Here is a 21,446-nt window from a genome sequence, read left to right as displayed (position 1 = left end):
TGAATACCTGCCAATTTACCAGCCGCCCGACGAGCCGCCGCCCCCGAAACCGCCGCCCCCGCCGGAGAAGCCACCGCCGCCACCGAAGCCGCCCCCCCCGCCGAAGGGAGGGCCGCCGATCCAGAAACCACGGCTGCGGTGGCCACGGCTGTGGACGCCGGGGCTCAGCACGCGGAGCAGGAAGGGGCCGAAGAAAAGGAGGGTGACCAGCAGGCCAAAGGGATTGCGGCGCTGCTTCTGCGTCGTGGGGCCGCTCCCCTGGTATTCGCCGCGCACCGCTTCCATCATCGCCGCGACCCCGGCGGTGACCCCGCCGTCAAAGTCGCCCTGCTTGAAACGCGGGGTGATTTCGTTAGCGATGATGCGCCCGGCGAGGAGGTCGGTCAGCCGTCCCTCCAGGCCGTAGCCGACCTCGATGCGCAGCTTGTGCTCGGCCTGGGCGATCAGCAGCAGGGCGCCGTTGTCCTTCCCCTGCTGGCCGATCCCCCAGGTTTCGGCGACCTTGAGGCTGTATTCCTCCAGCGATTCCCCCTGCAGGGTCGGAATCGTAAGGACGGCGATCTGGGTCGAATCGCTCTGTTCGAAGGCCTGCAGCGCCTGGTCGAGGCGCTGTACGGTGCTCCTTGCGAGGATCCCGGCGCTGTCGGTGACGTAACCGGCGTGGGCCGGGACGTCGAGGGCGGCTGCCGGGGTCGACAGCCCCAGCAGCAGGAAGAATAGTAGGGTCCAGCGGCGCAGCGGCATCCCTAGAACTGGACCTTGGGTGCCTGGGCAGCACCGGCTTCGGCCTTGAAGGGCTCCTTCGGTTCAAGATGGAGCAGGAACTTGTTGGTCAGGTTGTTGGGAAAGGTGCGAATCGAGGTATTGAAAATCCGTACCGCCTCGTTGAAGCGCTGGCGGGCGACGTTGATGCGGTTTTCCGTCCCCTCGAGCTGGTTCTGCAGGTCGCTGAAGTTTTGGCTCGCTTTGAGGTCGGGATAGCGCTCGGCCACCACCAGCAGCCGGGAGAGGGCGCCGGAGAGCTCCCCCTGGGCCGCCTGGAAGCGGGCGAGGGCGGCGGGGTCGTTGAGGTCCTTGGCGCTGACGTTCACCTGGCCGACCTTGGCCCGCGCCTCGGTGACGGCCTGGAAGGTTTCTTTTTCGTGGGAGGCATAGGCCTTGACCGTTTCGACCAGGTTGGGGATCAGGTCGGCGCGGCGCTGGTAGGTTGCCTCGACATCGGCCCAGGCCGCCGTCACCGTCTCCTCATTTTTCTGGATCTGGTTGTAGCCGCAGCCGGACAGGAGCAGCAGGGGGAGCAGCATCAGCAGGGTCAAGAGTCTTTTCGGCATCGAGTCGATTCCTCCAAAGGGGTTTCCAGTAAAAAGGGTTTCCAGCAATATAAGCAGCAGCAGGGGCGTTGTAAAGGTCAGGCGCTCTTGTCTTCGCCGGAAGGTGGGTCGGTCATCGCGCGTGGCACCTGGTCGATGAGGGCGGGCGCCTCGAGTTCTTTGTCGTCGGCGGCGCCGAGTTCGCGAAACTTGCGGGCACTGACCAGGACCCGACTCTCCAGGGAGCCGACCGCCTTGTTGTACGATTCGACCGCCCGCTCCAGCCCCCGGCCGAGCCCGGCGAAATGATTGGTCAGGGTCGCCAGTCGCTCGTACATCTCCCGGCCGAGATCACTGATTTTCTGGGCGTTTTCGGCGAGCTGCTCCTGGCGCCAGCCGTAAGCGACCGCCCGCAGCAGCGCGATCAGGGTCGTCGGCGTGGCGAGCAGCACCCGATTGTCGACGCCGAACTCGATCAGGCCGGGGTCCTGTTCCAGGGCCGCGGAGAAGAAGGTTTCGCCGGGGAGGAAGAGGACCACGAACTCGGGGGTCGGTTGGAACTGGGCCCAGTAGTTCTTGGCCGAGAGCTTCTGCAAGTGGCCGCGGATATGGCGGGCGTGGTCGCGCAGGTGGTTGCGCCGTACGCTCTCGTCCTGGCTCTCCAGCGATTCGAGGTAGGCCTGCAGCGGCGCCTTGGAATCGACGACGATATTCTTGCCGTTGGGGAGCTTGACGACCATGTCCGGGCGCAGCCGTCCCTCTTCGGTGGTGGCCGACTCCTGTTCGACGAAGTCGCAGAAGTTGACCATGCCGGCCATTTCGACCACCCGCCGCAACTGGATCTCGCCCCAGCGCCCGCGCACCGTCGGCGTGCGCAGCGCCTTGACCAGGTTACCGGTCTCACTCTCGAGCCGGGCCTGGGTGGTCAGCAGCGACTTGATCTGCTCGTCGAGGCGGGCATAGGCGCCGGTGCGGGCCTGCTCCAGTCCCTGGATCTGGGCGTCGACCTTGCCGAGGGATTCCTGCAACGGTTTGACCAGCTGGTCGATCGCTTTCTGGCGCCCGTCGAGGTCGTTGCGTGCCCCTTCCTGGAAGCGCTCCAGGGTCGCTTTGGCCAGGTGCAGAAAGGCCTGGTTGTTGCTGGAGAGGGCTTCGGCGGAGAGGGATTTGAAGGCCTCTGCCAGGCGCTGGCGCGCCTCTTCGAGGAGGGCGAGTTTTTCGGCGGCGGCAGTGGCCTCAAGCTCGAGCCGGGTTTCGAGTTGCGCGGTCCTGCTCTGCAGACGGGTATTGGCCTCGCGCTGCTCCTGGAACTCAGCCCGGGCCCGCTGCAGTTCGGCCTGAAGTTCGGCCAATTGCCGGTCGCGGCCGGCCAGCCGTTCGGTCAACGTATTGATTTCAGCGGCACCGGCCCGCTCACCCGTCTCGCGGGCTCGCGCCACGCGACCAAGAAAGAACAGCGCGGCCAGGCCACTGCCCAGCAGGGCCCCGGCCCCCAAAGCTGCCAGTAACCAGAAAGAATCAGGGGTCATGCCGTCCTCGTCGGAGATGATTCAGCGGTACCATAGCAGGCCTGGCCGCCGGCATCAAACCAAAAGGGGGCGGTGCCGGACAGGTGGCTGCGCTATAATGGTTTCCACCACGGGACGGGAAAAGGGGGAAAAAATGACCGGAAGACATTTCTGGCTGTTGCTGGCGGCTATCCTCATTTTCATGGCCGGTCCGGCTTGGGCCTTGCGCTGTGGGGATGATCTGATTCTCCCCGGGGATCGCCGCATTCAGGTCCTGGCCTCCTGCGGTGAACCGGCGAGTCGGGAACGCTGGGAAGAGGTTCGGGCGGGCAGCGATTGGCGTTACGGCCGCTACTGGGGGACTCGGGTCAAGGTCGAAGTCGAGGAGTGGACCTACAATTTCGGTCCGAGTCGCTTTCTCAGCTTTGTGCGGTTGGAAAACGGCGTGGTGGTCCGGGTGGAGAACGGTGATTATGGCTTCTGATCGGGCTGGTGCTGCCGTCGCTTGCGCCGGATGCTGCGCAGGGCAAAGTACAGACCGCCAATCAGCAGCCCCCAGATGGTGCCAAACAGGATCGTCTCGGTTGCGGTCATGGTTCAGCCTCCGCCAGGATGGGACGCAGCAGGCAGGTGCGCTGCTGTCGTTGGCCTTATCCTGGCAGGGTCTGTTGGCGGAGGCCTTGACCCGGGTCAAGGAAGGCGGCGAATCAGGGACGGCAATAGTCCTGCAGGGCCTGCTGGAAATTCCTCAGGCCGAGGCTGGAGAGTTCGACCGGCGTCGCGCATTCCGGGCAGCGTGAGCGCTGGCTGGGGGAGAGGTCGGAGAGGTCGCGGTGGACGGCTTTTTTGCACTGGGGACATTCGAAATCGATCGACAGACCCATGACGGCTCCTCACTCACGAATAGGGGGAAGGTCCTTAGATAAGGTTAATACTCTGCCAAAACAATTTCCCCGTGACAAGGGAAAAAAGCGAGAAAGGAGCGGGACCGGTCGGCCCCGCTCCTTTCTCCTGGTGTCGGCATCGAATTATCAGGGCAGGACGAGTGGTTTCTGGCAGGATGGGCACTTCACCCGCTTGCCGGCGAGGGATTCCTTGTAGGCGAGCTTGTGACCGCAGCCCCCGCAACGGGCCAGGTTGGTGGCGGGACGTTGCGGATCCTGGGGGAGGCTGATGACGTCGGGGGGGGCGGGCGCCGGGGGTTCCGGCGCCGGCGGCGCTGGCACTTCCGGCAGCGGTTCAGGCGTGGCGGCAGCAGGGAACGGAGGTGTCGCAAAGGTGTCTGCCGCCGCCTCGTCCGGCACGGAGGCTTCGAACGCAGCGGCGGGGGCGGGGGGCTCCTCGGGCGCCGGGGGCGCGAAGTCCGCAGAGGGTGTGGGGGGCTCCGCCTCCGCTGGCGGCGGCCACTCCTCCTCCGCATCGGTGCCGGCGGCGAAGGGATCCTCTGCTGCAAAGGTTTCCTCTTGGTGGGTGCTGGCGGCAGGCTGGCCCTGCGCTATGTCTGCTTCGAAGTCGATGTCGGGAAAGTCATCCTGGTCCGTATCACGCATCGGTTCGGCGTCAAAACCGGCAAAGGATGGTTCTTCTTCCGCTTCGCTTGCTGCTGCCGATTCCTCTGCGGCGAATTCGGCCGCGGCCCGGTTTTCTTCCTGCCAGGAGGGGGCGGCCGCCGCGTTGTCGGAAAAAGCCGCACCGAAATCGTCCTCAAGGGGCTCTCCTTCGAGAATTTCATCGTCAGATTCGTAAGGTTCCGCCGGTGGGAAGAGTTCCTCGTCGATCGGGGCGGCGCCCGTAGGTTCCGCCGCGGGGGAAGTTGCTGCCGCGGGGTGTTGTTCGGCAACCGGCCCTGGTACGGCCGCGCCGGTTTCGAGGCGAGCGAGGATCTGCTCCAGGGCAACATTAAGCTGCTGCAGTTCCCGGTTGCTGCGCGCCGTCCAGACCCAGATGCGCCAGACGAAAACCGGGACCAGCAGGCTGAGCAGGGCGAGGAGCAGAAAGATCAGCAGTCCGGCGAGCCCGGAGGCCAAACCAAGAGGACCGGAGGCGGAGACGATATCCATGGGATTCAAACCTTTCTCCTGGGTTCAGTCGTTACGGCGGTTGCCGTAATCTCCAGCGCGTCGGCGACCGGTCGTCACCCGTTCCCCGGCAGGATCAGGGCAAGACCAGGGGTTTCTTGCAGGAGGGACAGTTGACCTTGCGCCCGGCGTGCTTTTTCTGGTAGGTCAGCTGGTGCTCGCAGGCCACGCAGACGGCAAGGGTCAGGGTCGGGCGCGCCGGATCATCCGGAAGCTTGACGACGGGCGGCGGGGTCGTTTTGACGACCCGGTCCTCGGCAGGGGGGGGGAGGCAGATAGTGCCGGTGCAGGTTGGACAAAGTACGATCTGGCCAATCGCAGACCCTTCATACTTGAGCAGGTTACCGCAGATGTGGCAGTTGGCTTCCGCCAGTTTGCTCAGGGGGGGGACTTCCAGCTGGCAGTGCAGGCACTTGAAGGCTTCCCGGCGGATACTGCCGCGACAATGGGGGCAATCGCGGTATTCATTGACTTCGAGGGTGGGGATACCGCTCCCGGCCGGTTCGGCAGCCGCGGCCGGTGACGATTGAGCCGCCGCGTCGTCAGCGACCGGTTGCTGGTTGACGTGGGGGACAAAGGATTTTCCCGCCGGTTGGCCGCACTTGGTGCATTCCCATTCAGATTCCCCTCCCTCGCTGGAGAAGATGGAGGTCATCTTGCGCAGCAACCCTCCAGAGTTTTTCTTGCGGATCGTAACGGCCCGGTTGCAGTGGCCGCAATAACCGGCAGACAACTCGCCAGACATGAGGCAGACCCCCTTTTGGGATACGGCCGGCAGCAAACCGGCCAGTGCCGTTCGCGTTTGCCCTACTGGGCCTGCCTGCTCCTGGGGAGCGCACAGTACGGCAAACATATTAAATGATCGAATCGCCAGTATTCTCCGAAAATTAGCATGCTTTGTCAATCATCCCGTCTCTCTTTTTAAGCCCGGTAATCGTCATGTCCACTTTTTGCTCCCTTGCGACAGCAGGTATAGCGTGGTTACACTGTAATTGCGCCGCTGCGTAATTCCCGGTTGTGGCGAACCCTGTCCTGGCCTGCCCGTGGCTGATGCGGACCGGGGGCGCGGCGCGCCGTGTAGAAGTCGCCGGGAAGTTATGCTAGGATGGCAGGCAATCAGGATGTATAACGGGAGGCAGGCAGTGGCGCGACCGGGGACGGGAAGCAGCACGCGAAAATTGGAGCAGACCCGGGAGCGCGCGGTCTCCCCGGCCCTGTTCAAGGTCCTGATGCTGAACGACGATTACACCACCATGGAGTTCGTAGTCGAGGTTCTCGAGGCGGTCTTTCACAAGTCGCCGACCGAGGCCAACCGGATCATGCTCAGCGTGCATCAGCGCGGCTCCGGCCTCTGCGGCATCTATCCCTGGGAAATTGCCGAAACCAAGGTGGCCCGGGTTCACGCCCGCGCCCGCGCCGCCGGGTTTCCCCTGAAATGCAGCATCGAGCAGGCCTGAAGGACGAAACATGTTTAACCATGACGTGCAGTTGACATTTTCTCTGGCGGTGCGCGAAGCGCAGCGGCGGCATCACGAGTACCTGACCTCGGAGCATGTCCTCTACGCCATGCTGTTTGACGATACGGCGCAGGAAATCCTGCGCAACTGTGGGGGGGAGATTAGCGTACTGGAGCGGCAGCTGGAGGACTTTTTCGGCCAGCACCTGGAAACCCTTCCCGGGGAGGAAGAGGCGGTTCCGGAGCAGACCGTCGGCCTGCAACGCATCCTGCAGCGGTCGGTCATGCACATGCAGGCGGCCGGAAAGGATGAGATCACCGTCGGCGATGTCCTCGCGGCCATCCTCGAGGAGCGCTCCTCCCACGCCGCCCAGATGCTCGAAGGTCAGGGGGTGACCCGCCTTGATGTCCTGAACTATATTTCCCACGGCGTCGCCAAGGTGCCGCCGCAGGAGCGTTCCGGCGGGGCCGCGCCCCAACCGGGCGAAGAGAGCGCGCCGGCCAAGGGGGGAGCGCCGCTGCGGGACCCCCTTGAGGCCTACACCGTCAACCTGCTGCAGCGGGCGCGCGACGGCAAGCTCGATCCGCTGATCGGCCGCAGCGCGGAGATGGAGCGGACGGTGCAGGTCCTCTGCCGGCGCCGCAAGAATAATCCCCTCTACGTCGGGGAACCGGGGGTCGGCAAGACCGCCCTCGCCGAAGGGCTGGCCTTAATGATCCATGGCGGCGCGGTGCCCGATTTGATCGCCGATGCGGAAATTTTTGCCCTCGATATGGGTGCGCTGCTGGCCGGGTCCAAGTTCCGCGGTGATTTCGAAGAGCGGCTCAAGGCGGTGGTGGCAGCGCTGCAGAAAAAACCGGGGGCGATTCTTTTCATCGATGAAATCCATACCGTCGTCGGGGCCGGCGCAACCAGCGGCGGTTCGCTCGATGCCGCCAATATCCTCAAGCCGCTGCTCGGCTCCGGCGAGCTGCGCTGCATTGGTTCGACGACCTTTGAAGAGTACCGCAACCTCTTCGACAAGGACCGGGCCCTCTCCCGGCGCTTCCAGAAGATCGATGTCCTCGAACCGACGGTGGCGGAGACCGTGGCGATTCTCCAGGGTCTGCGCAGCCATTACGAAGCCCATCACGGCGTCCGCTACAGTGAGGCCGCCTTGCGGGCGGCGGCAGAACTCTCCGCCAAGCACATCAACTATCGGCATCTGCCTGACAAGGCGATCGACGTCATCGACGAGGTCGGCGCATTCTGCCGTATCCATCCGCAAGCCAAACGCAGCATCGGGGTCGCCGAGGTTGAAGCGGTGGTCGCCGCGATTGCCCGTATTCCGGCACGCAGCATCTCCGGGTCAGATCGCCGGCGGCTGAAAAATCTGCAGCCGGCCTTGCAGCGCCAGGTCTTCGGCCAGGATGCAGCCATCGACCTGCTCTGCCGTTCGATCCTGCGCGCCCGGGCCGGTCTCGGGCACCCGGAAAAACCGACCGGGTCGTTCCTCTTCACCGGGCCGACCGGCGTCGGCAAGACCGAGGTCGCCCGCCAGCTCGCGACTGCGCTGGGGGTCGAATTCCTGCGTTTCGACATGAGCGAGTACATGGAGAAACACTCGGTGGCGCGTCTGATCGGCTCACCCCCGGGTTATGTCGGTTTCGAGCAGGGGGGGCTGCTCACCGATGCGGTGATCAAACATCCCTACGCGGTCCTGCTGCTGGACGAAATCGAAAAGGCGCATCCCGATCTCTTCAATATCCTGCTGCAGGTCATGGATCACGGCACCCTGACCGACAACAACGGGCGCCATGCCGATTTCCGCAACGTGATTCTGATTATGACCAGCAACGTCGGGGCCCGGGAGATGAATGCCACCCCGATCGGCTTTGGCGGCCAGCCGGTCACCTCCTCGCGGCAGGCAGTGGAACGGACCTTCTCGCCCGAGTTCCGCAATCGTCTCGATGCCGTCATCCCCTTCCAGCCCCTGGACGATGCCGTCATGGTGCGGGTGGTCGACAAGTTCCTTGACGAATTGCGGGTCCAGCTGGTCGACAAGAAGGTCCGCCTGCTGGTCTCGGCCGCGGCCCGGACCGAGCTCGCCCGTCGCGGCCACGATCCCCGGTTCGGCGCCCGTCCCCTCGGACGACTGCTGCAGAGTGAGGTCAGTGATGTCATCGCCGGCGAGATTCTTTTTGGCGCCCTGAAAAAGGGGGGCACCGTCCAGGTCGGTCTGCAAGGCGACCGCCTCACTTTCCGCTACCGTTGATGGCCGCCGGTCTTTCCGGGCGCGCTGCCGGTCACGCCGCTTCGACCTGAACCTGTCATGCCGGTCTATCGTCTTCCTGCGCAGCTCGTCTTCCCGCCCCCCTCTCTGGCCGAGCCCGGCGGTTTACTCGCCGTGGGGGGCGATCTCTCCCCGCCGCGCCTGCTGCTGGCCTACACGAGCGGAATCTTCCCCTGGTTCAACCCTGAAGACCCGATCCTCTGGTGGTCCCCCGATCCGCGCTGCATCCTCGAGCCGTCCGAAATCCATCGCTCCAGGAGCCTGCGCCGGACCTTGCGCCGCGGTCGTTTCCAGCTCAGCTGCAACCGCGCTTTCGACGACGTCGTCGCGGCCTGCGCCGATATCCGCCGGCAGCAGGGGGAAGGGACCTGGCTGAGCCCGGAGATGGCGGCCGCCTACGGGGAATTGCATCGCCTTGGTTATGCCCACTCGGTTGAATGCTGGGAAGCGGGGGAATTGGTCGGCGGTCTCTACGGGGTCTGTCTCGGGCGCTGTTTCTTCGGCGAATCGATGTTCCATCGGGTCGCCGATGCTTCCAAGGTAGCGCTGGGCTGGCTGGCCGGACGGCTGCAGGCGGCAGGTTTCGAGCTGATCGACTGCCAGCTGGCCAATCCCCACCTGGTCAGCCTCGGCGCCCGGGAAATCCCGCGCCCGGTTTTTCTGGAACGCTTGCGGCGCTCCGGGGTGACGCCGTCGACCATGCCGCCACCGGGGGATTTCCCCGGGGAGGGGGAATATCCGGTCGCTTGAAGGTAAAAGGCCTGCCACAGATTAGGGGCACCCATTAAAAGGCGCCGGTCAATAGGGTAAAAAACTCCCGCGCAAGATTTTTGATTTTCTCGCCTTTACTCGTGGCCTTCGGCCACGAAGGTTGTCTGCTTCTCGACGTATGCCGGTATTTCGTTCCGTTTCCGTGTCAGCTCTTGGCTGCAACAGTCACCCATCAGGTTTAAGGCTCGATCGGCAGATGTTCCGTTCGCCGATGGCCCCTGCCGCTTTTCGCGGTCCAGAAAATTTTCGGTTCCATGCCGTGTCCAATGGATGTTGACAGGTCTTTTGGTTGTGAACCAGCCCCGTTGTGGCTCGCGGCATGGGCAGTCAAGATGCGGATAACCTTATCTGTCTGGGTGGGGCGGTTGACCAATCAGGCCTTTTGGTTGGGCCAACCCCATAGCTGGTTCCCCGCCCCAGCCAGTTCTATCAGGGAAACAGTTTTTCCGGCATAAACGGCACTTGGTCGCGCATAACGAAGAACGCCGCCCGGGTCAGCTTGTGGGCCAGGGCGCCGTGGGCCACCATGACCGGACACTTTGCGAGCTTGCGTTGATAGAACGCCCGCGCTTTCGGATCAAAACGACGGGCGAGTTCGGCCGCTTCGGAAAAGGCCCAGGCCAGGTATTTATTGCCGTTCTTTTCGTTGCCCCGTCCTTTGGCCTTGCCGTTGCTGGTCCAGCGACTGGAGACCTTGCGGCAATACGAGGCGTAATTTCCGACCTTGGCAAAGCGTTCGATGCACCCGGTTTCCAGCCGGATGGTCAAGCCCAGAATCTTGCCGACGCCGGGAAGGGACAGAAGATAGCGATAGGGGCCGTCGAGATCGATTTTACCTTCGACAACCGCCTCGATCTGCCGAATCTGCCGGGTAAGAAAGTCGATACTCTCCTTGCTGACCGCTCCGGCCAGGGCCAAATCCTCGTTTTCGGCGAGCAGGGGACCGATACGGTCACCTCGGAATCGTTTGATCTCGTTCGCCTTGAGTCGAACGCCGCAATTGCGGGTGACGATGTTCTGCAAGCTGATGATCAGCGAAGTCCGAAGGCGTATCAGATGTCCGCGTTTTCGCAACAGGTCGCGTACCGGACGCATTTCCTTCGGATAGATGTAGCCTTCCGGCAGAATGTTCAAGCGCAGCATCTCGGCCAACCAAAAAGAATCGTGGACATCGTCGACATGCTTCAACCCCTTGTAGGTTTGAATGGCCGCAGGATTGGCCAAATGAACTCGATATCCTTCGTCCATCAACAGATCCACCAGCCAGTACCAGTTGTAGGTCGATTCAACAACGGCGCCCATCAAGTCGGGCCGAAACGGCTGGAGGGTTTGTAAAATCTGCTTCGGGTCGTTGTCCAGCTTCTTTTTGAAAATCCTCTTTCCGTTCTGGTCAATGATTCCAAGATAGTTGTTATTTGAGTGCAGGTCGAAACCAGAGTAGAGTTTCATAAGGCACCTCCTAAAATAGGGAGTTGTTTGTTGTTCCTAGCGTACCAGGATCGGCCTGGTAGCGTAGGAGGTGCCTTTTAGAGGATTATCAGGCCTTTTTGTCCGCAGGAAGGGATGGGCGGTCTGGTAATCAGGTTTCCTCCCCGCCTCCGGCGGCAATAAACTGTTCGATCCGCTTGCGATCGCTTTCCAGGATCTGGATAAACTGCATTCCAGCCTGGCAGCGGTTCTCCTCGCCCCCTTCGGCAAGCCAGGCGATTTCGCTGAGGGCACAGACCGGGGGCTTGCCGTCGGGAAGCTCCAAGAGCAGCAGGCAGAGATCGGCGACCGCCACCGGCAGCTTGATGGCAAAGCGGATGCCGCCGGCGCTCAGGTTGACCTTGCAGCGGGGGAAGTCGGGGAGCCTGGCCAGGTTGCCGCCGCTGTTGAGGATCCGGGTGTTCTTTTCCCACTGCTCGCGAAAGGTGCGTAGGGCCCCGCGCCCCTTGGTATAGCGCAGCCCGATAAGGGTGTCGCGGCGGCGAAAGGTCCGGCGCCGGATCAGCTGCAGGTCGTTGTTGTGGCTGAGGCGGATCTGGTTGACATCCCGGGCGCTTTGAAAATTCCCGGTCAGGCGGATGCCGAGTCCCATGGCATCGGAGAGGATTTCGAAGGCCATCCCCGGAGTAAAGGGGTAACCCTCCCCTTCCTGGAGCTGGTAGGGGAGGGTGAGGTCGAGATAGTTCGGCCCCTGACCCTTGAGAAAGACCGTGAGAGCCTCAAAGCGCTCGACAGACGTCTCCGGAGCCAAGGCCCGAAGCATGATCTTCTGGCCGGCTTTAAGGTATTTTGAATAGGGCATGGGGCGATTGGGCGGGACGGATCGGCCCGCGATTACATCTGGTGACAGGTGTCGCAATTCTCTTCAACGGTAAAGGCGGTACTGCCATCATGGCAGGCGCCGCACGATTCGCCACCGGCCATATCCTCCATGCTGGCGCGCTTGTTGCCGGCCCCGGGGATGAAGAGACCGGGGTGACATTCGCTGCAGCTGTACATTCCGGTGTGGACATCGTGGCTGAAGAGGACGTTGCCGGCGTCGGCGACGGTGAAGGTGATATCGCGGGTCGGGTGACAGCTTGCGCAGTCCTCCTTGACGCTGAAGGCCCGCTTGCCGTTGTGGCAGGCGCCGCACGATTTTCCCTGCTCCATGTCGGCCATGGTGGCGGCACGGTTTTTGGCCGGTTCGACGTTGAAAATGCCGTTATGGCAGGTCGGGCAGTTCTTGCCAACCGCCTCGAGGTGGTTGTAGTGGCTGAAGAGAATGGGCCCGGTGGCCTTGCTCTCGATGACGACCTGGTCGGTAATCCAGCGCGCCAGGGAGAGGGAAGGGATAACCAGCAGCAACAGGACCAGGGTGAACCAACGCAGTTTCATTAAGGACCTCCGGAAAAATCGTTCGGGAAACGCCCAACTATAATCGATTTGGTGCCGCCGCCAAAGAAAAAATCGGTCTTTGGCGCGATCACGACCCGGGCGCGGTTTTTTCGCTTGCGGCCAGGGCCAGGCGGCCGCGCAGATCATCGACGAACTGGCGGGCGACCCGGCCCGAGCGGGCTCCGCGTCCCAGCGCCCAGTGCAGCGCCTCCCGCGCCAATTCGCCGGTGTCAACCGCTAGGCCCGCGCGGGCGGCAAGGTGGCGCGCGACGGCCAGGTAGGTCTCCTGGGACATCGGATAGAAAGCAAGGGTAATGCCGAAGCGATCGGAGAGCGAGAGTTTTTCCGCAATCCTCTCTTCGGGATGAATCTCCTCGGCATCGCTGTTGTCGACGATGCGTTCCGGCAGCAGGTGCCGGCGGTTGCTGGTGGCATAGACGAGGACATTCTGCGGCCGTCTCTCCAGCCCCCCCTCAAGCAGGGCCTTGAGCTCCCGGTAGGCGCTGTCCGATTCATCGAAGGAAAGGTCGTCGCAATAGAGGATAAAGCGCCAGGGGAGATCGCGCAGCAGGCTGCAGATCGCCGGCAGCTGCTGCAGGTCCTCCTTGTAGACTTCGACCAGGCGCAGTCCGGCATCGGCGTGGGCCCGCAGCAGTCCCTTGACGGCCGAGGACTTGCCGCAGCCCCGTTCGCCCCAGAGGAGGACGTTGTTGGCCGGGTGCCCGGCCAGGAACTGGCGGGTGTTCTGTTCCAGCCGTTGCAGGACGCGGTCGATGCCGAGCAGATCGCCGTGGTCGGGGAGGTCGGGGTGGCTGATCGGCTGCAACCAGCCGCCGCGCCCCTCGCGGACCCAGCGAAAGGCGACCTGGGTCGCCATCTCCGGGGTCTCTTCGGGGTCGGGCCCGATCTTCAGCAGCAGGGCTTCTTCACTGAGGTCGAGCAGTCGTTCAAGGCGCTCCAGCAGGTAGTCCCAGTCGAGGTCGAGTTCAGCCATGACGGCGCTCCTCCGCGTTGATGGGTTGTCGCTCGGGTGAGGGAGTGTAGCAGAAATCGCGCTTCGATGCTATGCTGGCGACCCCGGGAGGAATGATGAAAAAAGACCGTGAACGGCCCCTCTTTGCCATTACCGCGCCAGGCCTCGAGACCCTCTGCGCCGGCGAACTGACCACCCTGGGCCTGGCCAATCGACCGGTCCCCGGTGGGGTCGAGTTTCGCGGCGGCCTGCGCGAGGTCTACCTGGCCAACCTCTGGCTGCGCACCGCGACGCGGGTAGTGGTGCGGTTGGAGAGCTTCCGCTGCCGCGCTTTTCCGGAACTCTTCCAGCGTGCCCGGCGGCTCCCCTGGGGTCAGTTTCTGCGACCGCAGACCCGGGTCGAAGTCAGCGCCAGCAGCCGCGGCTCGCGGCTTTTTCATACCGACCGGATTGCCGACACCGTTCGCGAGGCGATCACGCAGGCCCTCGGGGAGGCTGCCGGCAGCGCTCCCGCGCCAGAGCAGCGGCTGCTGGTCCGCTTCGAGGACGACATCTGCCAGCTCTCGGTCGACAGTTCCGGAGAACTGCTCCATCGTCGCGGCTACCGGCAGGATGCGGCGCCGGCGCCGTTGCGGGAAACCCTGGCGGCGGCGATGCTCCTTTGCGCCGGCTGGGACGGTCGGGAGCGGCTGATCGATCCCCTCTGCGGTTCCGGGACCCTTCCCATCGAGGCGGCGCTGCTGGCCGGCCACCGCCCCCCGGGAGCAAACCGAAGCTTTGCTTTCATGGCCTGGCCGGGGTACCGCGCCGGCCTCTGGCAGGCGTTGCAGGTCGAGGCAATGCGGCACCGCGCAGATCCGGGGCCGCTAATCACCGGCAGCGATCACGACCCGGTGGTCCTTGGCGCGGCACAGCGCAATGCCGAGCGCGCCGGGGTGGATGAGTTGCTGCAGTTGCGCTGTGCGCCTCTGGAAACCCTTCAACTGCCGCCGGGTCCGGGGCTGCTGATTGCCAACCCCCCCTATGGCGCCCGGCTCGGTCGGGACCAGGACCTGGAACGGCTTTTTGCCGCCCTGGGGACGGTCTGCCGGCGTGGCGGTGCGGGCTGGCGCTGCCTCTTTCTCACTCCCGATGCCGGACTGGCCCGGGCAACCGGCCTCGATGCCAGGCCCCTCGCGCAGTTCAGCAACGGGGGGATCGAGGTGGTCCTGTTTCAGGCCGCCATGTGGTGATATGGCGAAAAAATCCTTGCAATCGGGCGGGAAGTGGAATATTCTCCCTGCTTGTCTCTGCGGCCAGGGCTTTTATGGCGCAGCGATAAAGATGTCGGAAAGCGAGGTGATCAGTTCGTGGAAATCCAGGTCGTGGACAACAACGTCGAAAAGGCGATCCGTGTCCTCAAGCGCAAGCTCCAGCAGGAGGGGCTGTTCCGTGAAATGAAGCAACGGAAATTTTACGAAAAGCCCAGCGTCAAGCGCAAGCGCAAGGAGAAGGAAGCCCAACGCCGTCTCCGCAAGAAGATGCGCTTGATGCGCACCGACTGATCCCTTTTATATCGCTTAAACGTAACAACAGAACGGCCGGTCCCTTGGGACCGGCCGTTCTGTTGTTGGTATGGCAGGCTTACTGTCAGTTGGGGAAACAGGGGAGTTCGAGCCCGGCCATCTTCGCCACCATCCGCACCACCTGGGCGCTGTAGCCGAATTCGTTGTCGTACCAGACATAGAGGACGCAGCGATTCCCCTCGACAATGGTCGCCACCGAATCGACGACCCCGGCGTGGCGCGAGCCGACGAAATCGCTGGAGACGACTTCCGGCGAGTTGGTGAAGTCGATCTGGTTCTGCAGCGGCGAATCGAGGGAGATGTCACGCAGGTAGGCGTTCAGCTCGGCGACACTGGTCTCCCGGCCGAGGGTCAGGTTGAGAATCGCCAGGGAGACGTTGGGGGTCGGCACGCGGATGGCGTTGCCGGTCAGCTTGCCGGCCAGTTCCGGCAGCGCCTTGGCGACCGCCTTGGCGGCGCCGGTCTCGGTGATGACCATGTTCAGCGGGGCGCTGCGGCCGCGGCGCTCCTTCTTGTGGTAGTTGTCGATCAGGTTCTGGTCGTTGGTGTAGCTGTGGCAGGTCTCGACGTGGCCATTTTCGATGCCGAACTTGTCGTTGACCGCCTTGAGGACCGGGACGATGGCGTTGGTGGTGCAGCTGGCCGCGGAAAAGATCGTTTCCTCGGGGGTGATCAGCTCGTTGTTGACGCCGAAGACGATGTTGGGGACATCCCCCTTGCCCGGGGCGGTCAGCACCACCTGGGCGATTCCCTTGGCCTTCAGGTGCCGGCCGAGGCCTTCGCGGTCGCGCCACTTGCCGGTATTGTCGATGAGGATCGCATCGTGGATGCCGTATTGGCCGTAATCGACGTTTTCGGGGGCGTCGGCATAGATGATGCGGATCATGTTGCCGTTGGCGATGATCGCGTTATGCTCTTCATCCACGGTGATCGTCCCCTGGTAGGGGCCGTGGACCGAGTCGCGACGCAGCAGGCTGGCCCGCTTGGCGAGGTCGTCCGGGCTCCCCTTGCGCACCACCGCCGCCCGCAGGCGCAGCTTGTCGCCACCGCCGGCTTTTTCGATAAGGATCCGGGCCAGCAGGCGACCGATGCGGCCAAAACCGTACAGGACGACATCCTTGGGCTCCTGCAGCAGGGAGCCTTTGCCGGTGTTGACGGGCGCCAGCTCCTGGCGGACAAAACCCGCCAGGTCGGTGCCGCCGGCCTGGGCCAGGTAGCGCACCGTCAGCTTGCCGATGTCGACCCTGGCCGGCGCCAGCTGCATCGCTGCCATCGCCTGCAGGATCGGGGCGGTCTCCCGCACCGAGAGCTCATTCTCGAGGATCTGGCGGGCGAAGCGATGCGCCTTGAGGATGTCGATGGTCGAGCCGCCGACCAGCGAGCGGCCGTATACCATCGTTACCACGCCGTGGTCGCGGTAGAGGCGGCCAATCAGGGGGAGCATCGACTCGGCGATCTCCTCGCGGTTCTTCCAGTCGTGGAAATAGGCTTCCTGGGCTTCCATGGTCATGACGAATTCCTTCCGGCAGGCAAAGGCACCCGCAGGCGCCGGCAGCGATAAAAGCGGCGGTATCCTAAACTGAATCGGCCCGCCAATGCAACCCCTTTTCCCCTGCGATTCGCGACTTTTGGCTGGACTTGGCGGTGGTGAATTGCTATTAATGACCGAGCCCTGCGCGGGCGAAACCAGCACTTACTGATTAAAATGACAAGGAGGACAATTGCTATGGGCGATGCAGTGCACTTCACCGAGCTCGGGCTGGTCAACACTCGTGAGATGTTCCGCCGGGCCGTGGGCGGCGGTTATGCCATCCCGGCCTACAACTTCAACAACCTCGAACAGCTGCAGGCGATCATCACCGCCTGTGCCGAAACCGCCTCGCCGGTCATCGTTCAGGTCAGCAAGGGCGCCCGCGACTACGCCAATCAGACGATGCTGCGCTTCATGGCAATGGGAGCGGTGCAGATGGCCCGGGAGCAGGGCTCCCATATCCCCATTGCCCTCCATCTCGATCATGGCGATACCTTTGAGGTTTGCAAGTCTTGCGTCGATTCGGGATTCTCCTCGGTGATGATCGACGGTTCCCACCTCCCCTTCGCGGAGAATGTCGCCCTGACCCGCCAGGTCGTCGAGTATGCCCATCGCTTCGATGTCACCGTCGAAGGGGAGCTCGGCGTGCTCGCCGGCATCGAGGATGAGGTCTCCGCCGAGCATTCGACCTATACCAAGCCGGAGGAGGTCGAGGAGTTCGTCAAGCAGACCGGCGTCGACTCCCTCGCCATCTCCATCGGCACCAGCCACGGCGCCTACAAGTTCAAGCTCAAGGAGGGGGAGGAAGTCCCGCCGCTGCGCTTCGATATCCTCGCCGAGTGTGAAAAGCGTCTCCCCGGCTTCCCGATCGTCCTCCATGGCGCCTCCAGCGTGGTCCAGGAGTATGTCGAGCTGATCAACGCCTTTGGCGGCAGGATGGACGGCGCCGTCGGCGTCCCCGAGGAGCAGCTGCGCCGCGCCGCGGCGAGCGCCGTCTGCAAGATCAACATCGATTCCGATGGCCGTCTGGCCGTCACCGCCCGGGTGCGCGAATACCTCGCCAAGAACCCCGGCGAGTTTGACCCCCGCAAGTATCTCGGCGCCGCCCGCAAGGAGCTGGTCAAGTTGATCAAGCACAAGAACGAGGCCGTCCTCGGCAGCGCCGGCAAGGCCTGAGTCGACCCCGGCACAAAAAAAGCCGCCCGGCATCCAGGCGGCTTTTTTTGTGCTCGCTGCTACCTGGCCGGGTGACCGGTTGGAGTCGCCGCAAACTCGACCTCGACCTGCAGCCTTTCTCCCCCCCGTTCAACCTGCAACTCTCCCCGCTCTCCGGCCTGCTTCTGCTGGACCGCGTAGACCAGGTCGAAATTATCCCCGAGCGCTTCACCGTCGATGGCCAGGAGCCGGTCGTCCTTGCGGATGCCGGCCTTCTCCGCGTTCGATCCGGGCTGGACCAGGGTCACCAGCAGTCCCTTCCCGTCCGGCGCCGGTTCGATCATCACGCCGAGCCGGACCCCCTGCTGCGGCAGGCTCTCGTAGGCGAAAAAGGCGAGAAAATCGTAGGGGACCATCGGAAAGGTCGGCAGCTCCACATCCATCAGGCGATCCTTCTTCTCCTCCGGTATCACGATCTCCCGGCCGCCGATCAGGGTATAGGAGGATGGCAGTCGGCGGAAGACCCGGCGCGGGATGCCGAAGCCGTAACGGATGTGATTCCCCCCGGCGCAGACCAGCATATGGCGGTTCTCCCCGGCCGGGCTGTTCAGGTAGCGGGCCACCGATTCGGCCATCGTCTCGTCCCACAGGGTCTGGGCGCGGACGAAGCCGTCGGCGGAGAGCTTGCCGTGGCTGTGATCGCCGAGGATGGCCAGGGTCTGGGCGCGCTGGTAGGGGTCGCCATAGTCGAATTCCGGCAGCTGCGCCCGCTCCTCGGGGGTGAGCTCTTCCAGGCTCTTGCCGCGGATCGCCCGCACCAGGCTCTTTTCCGCGTTGAGGGCGATCACGGGAATCTGCCGCTCCCGGGCCAGGTTGAGGAGCTCCCGGTAGTAGCTGAAGTCAAAACGCCACTCCTCGAACCAGCGTGACTCTTTCAGGAACTCCTTCTCGCTCAGCTCACCGGCGACCCAGCGGTCGAGGACCGGTTGCTGGCTGCGACTGAACATCTCCAGGCCAAGAGCCATTTTACCTGGGTGACGCTTGTCCAGTCCCGCGAGGAGCATCGTTTCGAGGCGGTGCGAGGCGGGGTTGTCATGGGTTTCGCCGAAATAGACGATGCGGGCGTCACCGGCGATGGCGAGCAGTTGCTCGCTGCTGACGGCAAGCCCGGTCGGCAGGTGGACGAACTCCCCGACCTTGGGAGGGGCGGTCAGCGGATACGGATTCTGCGGGTCGCCCAGCGGCCGCGGACCGGCGGGGGCGCAGGCGCCGAGCAGGAGAGAGCAGGCAGAGAGAATGAGGAGTTGGCGAAGAGTCTGGCGCATGATGGCTCCTGGAGGTGGGATACAAAAGGGCGGACGGTTTCCAGCGCCCGATTAGAGCATGAAACGGACTGCCGACTCAAGGGGGTAAGCCCTGTTTTCAGCGGCGCAGGAACTGCGGTGCTATTCAAATTACTTACCCTTGCTAAACTTTGATATTGACAAGGCGAAGAAACAGGATAGACTCCCTTGCCTGACTTTTGGCTTAGCAGGACTAAACAGGGAGACCGCTGTGAAAATCGGTGAACGGCTGAAGCGGTTCAGGATGGTCAACGCTCTCACCCAGGAAGAGCTTGCCAGCCGCGCGGGCCTGACCAAGGGGTACATCTCGCAGCTGGAGAAAGACACGACCTGCCCTTCCATTGCCACCCTCAAGGATATCGTCGATGTCCTTGGCATCTCGATGCAGGAATTCTTCGCCGAATCGGCGCCGGCTGCCGAGGTGGTCTTCGGCGCCGCGGCGCGGGTAAAGTCGACCGACGCCGAGGGTATCAAGGTCGAACTCCTGGTGCCCGGCGCCCAGAACCGCGACATGGATCCGGCGCTGTTGACGCTGCAGCCCGGCGCCGAGATGGAACTGCAGGACTATCACGAGGGGGAGGAGTTCGGCTACCTGCTGCAGGGGAAGATCCAGTTGCGTCTCGACGACCAGAGCTACAAGGTGAACAAGGACGAGTGTTTCTATTTCGCCTCGGACAAGAAGCACGCGGTGAAGAATATCGGCAAGACCGAGGCGAAGATATTGTGGGTCGTCACCCCGCCGACCTTTGATTACTAGGAAGCGGTCCTTTTCCGCCCTGGCGGCGTAAGTCTTCACAACCACTTGTGCGGCGTAGCGCTGCTACGCCTCCGCGCGATTGCTCGACAGCCTTGCCAGGACGAAAAAATCCTCGCTTCTGGTACCATCGAGAATTTTGAGCATTAAAAGAAGGAGTATTGCCATGAGCAAAGTGCTGATCATCGGCGCCGGCGGCGTCGGCCAGGTTGTCGCCCACAAGTGCGCCCAGCGCCGTGACATCTTTTCCGATATCACCCTCGCCTCGCGCACCAAAAGCAAGTGCGACGCCATCGCCGCCCAGCTCGGCGGCGCGATCAAAACTGCGCAGGTCGATGCCGACAACGTTCCGGAACTGGTCGCCCTGATCAAACAGGTGCAGCCGAAGCTGGTGATCAACGTCGCGCTGCCGTATCAGGATCTGCACATCATGGACGCCTGCCTGGCGACCGGGGTCGATTACCTCGACACCGCCAACTACGAGCCGGTCGACACCGCCAGGTTCGAGTACTCCTGGCAGTGGGCCTACCAGGAGAAGTTCCAGCAGGCCGGTCTGATGGCGCTTTTGGGGAGCGGCTTCGACCCCGGCGTGACCAACGTCTACACCGCCCTGGCGGCGAAGAAGTACCTCGATGTGATCGAAGAGCTCGACATCATCGACGCCAACGCCGGCAGCCACGGCCAGCCCTTCGCCACCAACTTCAATCCCGAGATCAACATCCGTGAAGTGACCGCCACCTGCCGTCACTGGGAGAACGGGCAGTTCGTCGAGTCGCCGCCGCTCTCCACCAGGCGGGTCTTCGACTTCCCGGAAGGGATCGGGCCGATGAACATCTACCGCCTCTACCACGAGGAGATGGAGTCGATCGTCAAGCACATCCCGACCATCAAGAAGGCCCAGTTCTGGATGACCTTCTCCGACAACTACCTCAAGCACCTCGAGGTGCTGCAGAACGTCGGCATGACCCGCATCGACGAGGTCGAGTTCCAGGGGCAGAAGATCGTGCCGATCCAGTTTCTGAAGGCGCTGTTGCCCGACCCCGGGTCTTTGGGGCCGCTGACCAAGGGGAAGACCTGCATCGGCGTTATCGCCCGCGGCCTGAAAGACGGCAAGCGCAAGCAGGTCTACATCTACAACATCTGCGACCACGAGGCCTGTTACCAAGAGGTCCAGTCCCAGGCGATCAGCTACACCACCGGTGTGCCGGCGGTGGTCGGCGCGATCATGATGCTGACCGGCAAGTGGCACGCGCCCGGCGTCTGGAACATGGAGCAGTTCGACCCGGAACTCTTCCTGGCAGAGCTGGGGCCCATGGGGCTGCCGGAGGTCGTCGTAGAAGGTGAATGGCCCGCGCTTTAGCGGGAGCTTTGGATTGATCCCCTTTTTGCCCCTAACGGAGCCGTTATGAAACGCTTGCTCGCTCTTTGTCTCACCGGTCTTCTCTTCCTGGCGGGGTCGGCCTGCGCCGGCGGCCTGGAGGATTTCCTTGGCCGGGTCAACGTCCAGGCCCGGGCTGACCTGCCCGGCTTTTCGGCCAAAATCAGTACCCGCTTCGGGGTGCCGCTGCCCCGGGTCGATGAGGTCCTTCGGGTGGTGGCCGATCCGGCCGACGCCTTCATGGTCTTTCGGCTCGGCCAGATGGCCAATGTCCCTCCCGAACGGGTCCTGAAGGTCTATTCGGGCCATAAGCAGAAGGGGTGGGGGGCGATGGCCCAGGAACTGGGGATCAAGCCGGGTTCGGCCGAGTTCAAGGCTTTGAAGCGCGGCGAGCTCTCCTGGGACGAGGGGCACGGTGAGCGCTCGCATCACCAGGAGCAGGAGAAGGAGCACGGCCACGGCAAGGAGAAGGGACACCACTAAGGG

23 protein-coding genes are annotated in these 21,446 nt (G+C 63.3%); 10 read left to right on the top strand and 13 right to left on the bottom strand.

Annotated features, from left to right (window positions below; genetic code table 11):
* Positions 1-15: 15 nt before the first annotated feature.
* From ACYQ8E_RS08165 to ACYQ8E_RS08155, 3 genes are all read right to left on the bottom strand, one after another.
* Positions 16-744 (bottom strand): TPM domain-containing protein, encoded by a 729-nt coding sequence (locus ACYQ8E_RS08165; protein WP_066728184.1) that lies wholly within the window; start codon positions 742-744, stop codon positions 16-18.
* A 2-nt stretch (positions 745-746) separates the two neighbouring features.
* Positions 747-1,331 (bottom strand): LemA family protein, encoded by a 585-nt coding sequence (locus tag ACYQ8E_RS08160; RefSeq protein WP_066728182.1) that lies wholly within the window; start codon positions 1,329-1,331, stop codon positions 747-749.
* Positions 1,332-1,408: 77 nt separating this feature from the next.
* Positions 1,409-2,839: a DNA recombination protein RmuC gene (locus ACYQ8E_RS08155; protein WP_459860618.1), complete on the bottom strand. Its 1,431-nt coding sequence runs from the start codon at positions 2,837-2,839 to the stop codon at positions 1,409-1,411.
* A 133-nt stretch (positions 2,840-2,972) separates the two neighbouring features.
* Here ACYQ8E_RS08155 and ACYQ8E_RS08150 point away from each other — a divergent pair, with 133 nt between their 5' ends.
* Positions 2,973-3,302: a DUF2845 domain-containing protein gene (locus ACYQ8E_RS08150; protein WP_066728178.1), complete on the top strand. Its 330-nt coding sequence runs from the start codon at positions 2,973-2,975 to the stop codon at positions 3,300-3,302.
* Here the strand turns inward: ACYQ8E_RS08150 and ACYQ8E_RS08145 are convergent.
* From ACYQ8E_RS08145 to ACYQ8E_RS08130, 4 genes are all read right to left on the bottom strand, one after another.
* Entirely contained in the window at positions 3,290-3,412 is a 123-nt protein-coding gene (locus ACYQ8E_RS08145) for a hypothetical protein (protein ID WP_257722358.1), read from the bottom strand. The genes ACYQ8E_RS08150 and ACYQ8E_RS08145 overlap by 13 nt on opposite strands.
* Positions 3,413-3,525: 113 nt before the next feature.
* Positions 3,526-3,702 (bottom strand): hypothetical protein, encoded by a 177-nt coding sequence (locus ACYQ8E_RS08140; RefSeq protein WP_157471904.1) that lies wholly within the window; start codon positions 3,700-3,702, stop codon positions 3,526-3,528.
* A 147-nt stretch (positions 3,703-3,849) separates the two neighbouring features.
* The gene (locus tag ACYQ8E_RS08135; protein ID WP_066728176.1) at positions 3,850-4,878 is read right to left on the bottom strand and encodes a hypothetical protein; all 1,029 of its coding nucleotides are present in this window, start codon (positions 4,876-4,878) and stop codon (positions 3,850-3,852) included.
* Positions 4,879-4,972: 94 nt separating this feature from the next.
* Entirely contained in the window at positions 4,973-5,641 is a 669-nt protein-coding gene (locus ACYQ8E_RS08130) for a hypothetical protein (protein WP_066728174.1), read from the bottom strand.
* Between the two features lie 376 nt (positions 5,642-6,017).
* On the opposite strand from ACYQ8E_RS08130, the gene clpS reads away from it, so the two are divergent.
* The 3 genes from clpS to aat are packed head-to-tail and all read left to right on the top strand — an operon-like array spanning position 6,018 to position 9,375.
* On the top strand, positions 6,018-6,353 hold the full coding sequence (gene clpS, locus ACYQ8E_RS08125; protein WP_082820362.1) for an ATP-dependent Clp protease adapter ClpS: 336 nt from the start codon (positions 6,018-6,020) through the stop codon (positions 6,351-6,353).
* A 10-nt stretch (positions 6,354-6,363) separates the two neighbouring features.
* Positions 6,364-8,607 (top strand): ATP-dependent Clp protease ATP-binding subunit ClpA, encoded by a 2,244-nt coding sequence (gene clpA, locus ACYQ8E_RS08120; protein WP_066728170.1) that lies wholly within the window; start codon positions 6,364-6,366, stop codon positions 8,605-8,607.
* A 57-nt stretch (positions 8,608-8,664) separates the two neighbouring features.
* On the top strand, positions 8,665-9,375 hold the full coding sequence (gene aat, locus ACYQ8E_RS08115; protein ID WP_066728168.1) for a leucyl/phenylalanyl-tRNA--protein transferase: 711 nt from the start codon (positions 8,665-8,667) through the stop codon (positions 9,373-9,375).
* A gap of 450 nt (positions 9,376-9,825) precedes the next feature.
* Here the strand turns inward: aat and ACYQ8E_RS08110 are convergent, their stop codons facing one another.
* The 4 genes from ACYQ8E_RS08110 to ACYQ8E_RS08095 all read right to left on the bottom strand — a co-directional run bounded on the left by ACYQ8E_RS08110 (position 9,826) and on the right by ACYQ8E_RS08095 (position 13,255).
* A complete protein-coding gene (locus tag ACYQ8E_RS08110) occupies positions 9,826-10,845 on the bottom strand; it encodes an IS110 family RNA-guided transposase (protein ID WP_066722476.1) in 1,020 nt (339 codons plus the stop codon).
* Positions 10,846-10,975: 130 nt separating this feature from the next.
* Positions 10,976-11,647, bottom strand: coding sequence for a PilZ domain-containing protein (locus ACYQ8E_RS08105; protein WP_066728166.1), 672 nt, complete (start codon positions 11,645-11,647; stop codon positions 10,976-10,978).
* Positions 11,648-11,718: 71 nt separating this feature from the next.
* Positions 11,719-12,261, bottom strand: coding sequence for a cytochrome c3 family protein (locus tag ACYQ8E_RS08100; RefSeq protein WP_066728164.1), 543 nt, complete (start codon positions 12,259-12,261; stop codon positions 11,719-11,721).
* Between the two features lie 88 nt (positions 12,262-12,349).
* Positions 12,350-13,255 (bottom strand): ATP-binding protein, encoded by a 906-nt coding sequence (locus ACYQ8E_RS08095; RefSeq protein WP_066728162.1) that lies wholly within the window; start codon positions 13,253-13,255, stop codon positions 12,350-12,352.
* A gap of 95 nt (positions 13,256-13,350) precedes the next feature.
* Between ACYQ8E_RS08095 and ACYQ8E_RS08090 the strand changes: the two genes are divergently transcribed.
* The gene (locus ACYQ8E_RS08090; protein ID WP_066728161.1) at positions 13,351-14,466 is read left to right on the top strand and encodes a THUMP domain-containing class I SAM-dependent RNA methyltransferase; all 1,116 of its coding nucleotides are present in this window, start codon (positions 13,351-13,353) and stop codon (positions 14,464-14,466) included.
* Positions 14,467-14,583: 117 nt separating this feature from the next.
* Positions 14,584-14,778 (top strand): 30S ribosomal protein S21, encoded by a 195-nt coding sequence (rpsU, locus tag ACYQ8E_RS08085; RefSeq protein WP_066728159.1) that lies wholly within the window; start codon positions 14,584-14,586, stop codon positions 14,776-14,778.
* An 85-nt stretch (positions 14,779-14,863) separates the two neighbouring features.
* Here the strand turns inward: rpsU and ACYQ8E_RS08080 are convergent, their stop codons facing one another.
* Entirely contained in the window at positions 14,864-16,309 is a 1,446-nt protein-coding gene (locus ACYQ8E_RS08080) for a glyceraldehyde-3-phosphate dehydrogenase (RefSeq protein WP_066728157.1), read from the bottom strand.
* A gap of 216 nt (positions 16,310-16,525) precedes the next feature.
* Between ACYQ8E_RS08080 and ACYQ8E_RS08075 the strand changes: the two genes are divergently transcribed.
* A complete protein-coding gene (locus ACYQ8E_RS08075) occupies positions 16,526-17,506 on the top strand; it encodes a class II fructose-bisphosphate aldolase (protein ID WP_066728155.1) in 981 nt (326 codons plus the stop codon).
* A 59-nt stretch (positions 17,507-17,565) separates the two neighbouring features.
* Here ACYQ8E_RS08075 and ACYQ8E_RS08070 read toward each other — a convergent pair whose 3' ends face one another.
* A complete protein-coding gene (locus ACYQ8E_RS08070) occupies positions 17,566-18,810 on the bottom strand; it encodes a ChaN family lipoprotein (protein ID WP_066728153.1) in 1,245 nt (414 codons plus the stop codon).
* 229 nt (positions 18,811-19,039) lie between these two features.
* On the opposite strand from ACYQ8E_RS08070, the gene ACYQ8E_RS08065 reads away from it, so the two are divergent.
* The 3 genes from ACYQ8E_RS08065 to ACYQ8E_RS08055 all read left to right on the top strand — a co-directional run bounded on the left by ACYQ8E_RS08065 (position 19,040) and on the right by ACYQ8E_RS08055 (position 21,443).
* On the top strand, positions 19,040-19,585 hold the full coding sequence (locus tag ACYQ8E_RS08065) for a helix-turn-helix domain-containing protein (protein WP_066728151.1): 546 nt from the start codon (positions 19,040-19,042) through the stop codon (positions 19,583-19,585).
* A 163-nt stretch (positions 19,586-19,748) separates the two neighbouring features.
* Complete coding sequence (locus tag ACYQ8E_RS08060) at positions 19,749-20,942, top strand: saccharopine dehydrogenase family protein (RefSeq protein WP_066728149.1); 1,194 nt, start codon at positions 19,749-19,751, stop codon at positions 20,940-20,942.
* A 45-nt stretch (positions 20,943-20,987) separates the two neighbouring features.
* Entirely contained in the window at positions 20,988-21,443 is a 456-nt protein-coding gene (locus ACYQ8E_RS08055) for a hypothetical protein (protein WP_066728147.1), read from the top strand.
* The last annotated feature ends 3 nt before the right edge of the window (positions 21,444-21,446 follow it).

The organism is Desulfuromonas carbonis (assembly GCF_054658035.1).
This window is presented reverse-complemented; position numbering and strand designations above follow the sequence as displayed.

Excerpts from the sequence above, each read along its gene's own strand:
- clpS (WP_082820362.1), top strand. The coding sequence starts at position 6,018 with ATGTATAACGGGAGGCAGGCAGTGGCGCGACCGGGGACGGGAAGCAGC.
- ACYQ8E_RS08130 (WP_066728174.1), bottom strand. The coding sequence starts at position 5,641 with ATGTCTGGCGAGTTGTCTGCCGGTTATTGCGGCCACTGCAACCGGGCC.
- ACYQ8E_RS08110 (WP_066722476.1), bottom strand. The coding sequence starts at position 10,845 with ATGAAACTCTACTCTGGTTTCGACCTGCACTCAAATAACAACTATCTT.
- ACYQ8E_RS08055 (WP_066728147.1), top strand. The coding sequence starts at position 20,988 with ATGAAACGCTTGCTCGCTCTTTGTCTCACCGGTCTTCTCTTCCTGGCG.
- ACYQ8E_RS08080 (WP_066728157.1), bottom strand. The coding sequence starts at position 16,309 with ATGACCATGGAAGCCCAGGAAGCCTATTTCCACGACTGGAAGAACCGC.
- ACYQ8E_RS08095 (WP_066728162.1), bottom strand. The coding sequence starts at position 13,255 with ATGGCTGAACTCGACCTCGACTGGGACTACCTGCTGGAGCGCCTTGAA.
- ACYQ8E_RS08075 (WP_066728155.1), top strand. The coding sequence starts at position 16,526 with ATGGGCGATGCAGTGCACTTCACCGAGCTCGGGCTGGTCAACACTCGT.
- ACYQ8E_RS08060 (WP_066728149.1), top strand. The coding sequence starts at position 19,749 with ATGAGCAAAGTGCTGATCATCGGCGCCGGCGGCGTCGGCCAGGTTGTC.
- clpA (WP_066728170.1), top strand. The coding sequence starts at position 6,364 with ATGTTTAACCATGACGTGCAGTTGACATTTTCTCTGGCGGTGCGCGAA.
- ACYQ8E_RS08070 (WP_066728153.1), bottom strand. The coding sequence starts at position 18,810 with ATGCGCCAGACTCTTCGCCAACTCCTCATTCTCTCTGCCTGCTCTCTC.
- ACYQ8E_RS08105 (WP_066728166.1), bottom strand. The coding sequence starts at position 11,647 with ATGCTTCGGGCCTTGGCTCCGGAGACGTCTGTCGAGCGCTTTGAGGCT.
- ACYQ8E_RS08165 (WP_066728184.1), bottom strand. The coding sequence starts at position 744 with ATGCCGCTGCGCCGCTGGACCCTACTATTCTTCCTGCTGCTGGGGCTG.
- ACYQ8E_RS08160 (WP_066728182.1), bottom strand. The coding sequence starts at position 1,331 with ATGCCGAAAAGACTCTTGACCCTGCTGATGCTGCTCCCCCTGCTGCTC.
- ACYQ8E_RS08090 (WP_066728161.1), top strand. The coding sequence starts at position 13,351 with ATGAAAAAAGACCGTGAACGGCCCCTCTTTGCCATTACCGCGCCAGGC.
- aat (WP_066728168.1), top strand. The coding sequence starts at position 8,665 with ATGCCGGTCTATCGTCTTCCTGCGCAGCTCGTCTTCCCGCCCCCCTCT.
- ACYQ8E_RS08145 (WP_257722358.1), bottom strand. The coding sequence starts at position 3,412 with ATGACCGCAACCGAGACGATCCTGTTTGGCACCATCTGGGGGCTGCTG.
- ACYQ8E_RS08140 (WP_157471904.1), bottom strand. The coding sequence starts at position 3,702 with ATGGGTCTGTCGATCGATTTCGAATGTCCCCAGTGCAAAAAAGCCGTC.
- ACYQ8E_RS08150 (WP_066728178.1), top strand. The coding sequence starts at position 2,973 with ATGACCGGAAGACATTTCTGGCTGTTGCTGGCGGCTATCCTCATTTTC.
- ACYQ8E_RS08100 (WP_066728164.1), bottom strand. The coding sequence starts at position 12,261 with ATGAAACTGCGTTGGTTCACCCTGGTCCTGTTGCTGCTGGTTATCCCT.
- ACYQ8E_RS08155 (WP_459860618.1), bottom strand. The coding sequence starts at position 2,839 with ATGACCCCTGATTCTTTCTGGTTACTGGCAGCTTTGGGGGCCGGGGCC.
- ACYQ8E_RS08135 (WP_066728176.1), bottom strand. The coding sequence starts at position 4,878 with ATGGATATCGTCTCCGCCTCCGGTCCTCTTGGTTTGGCCTCCGGGCTC.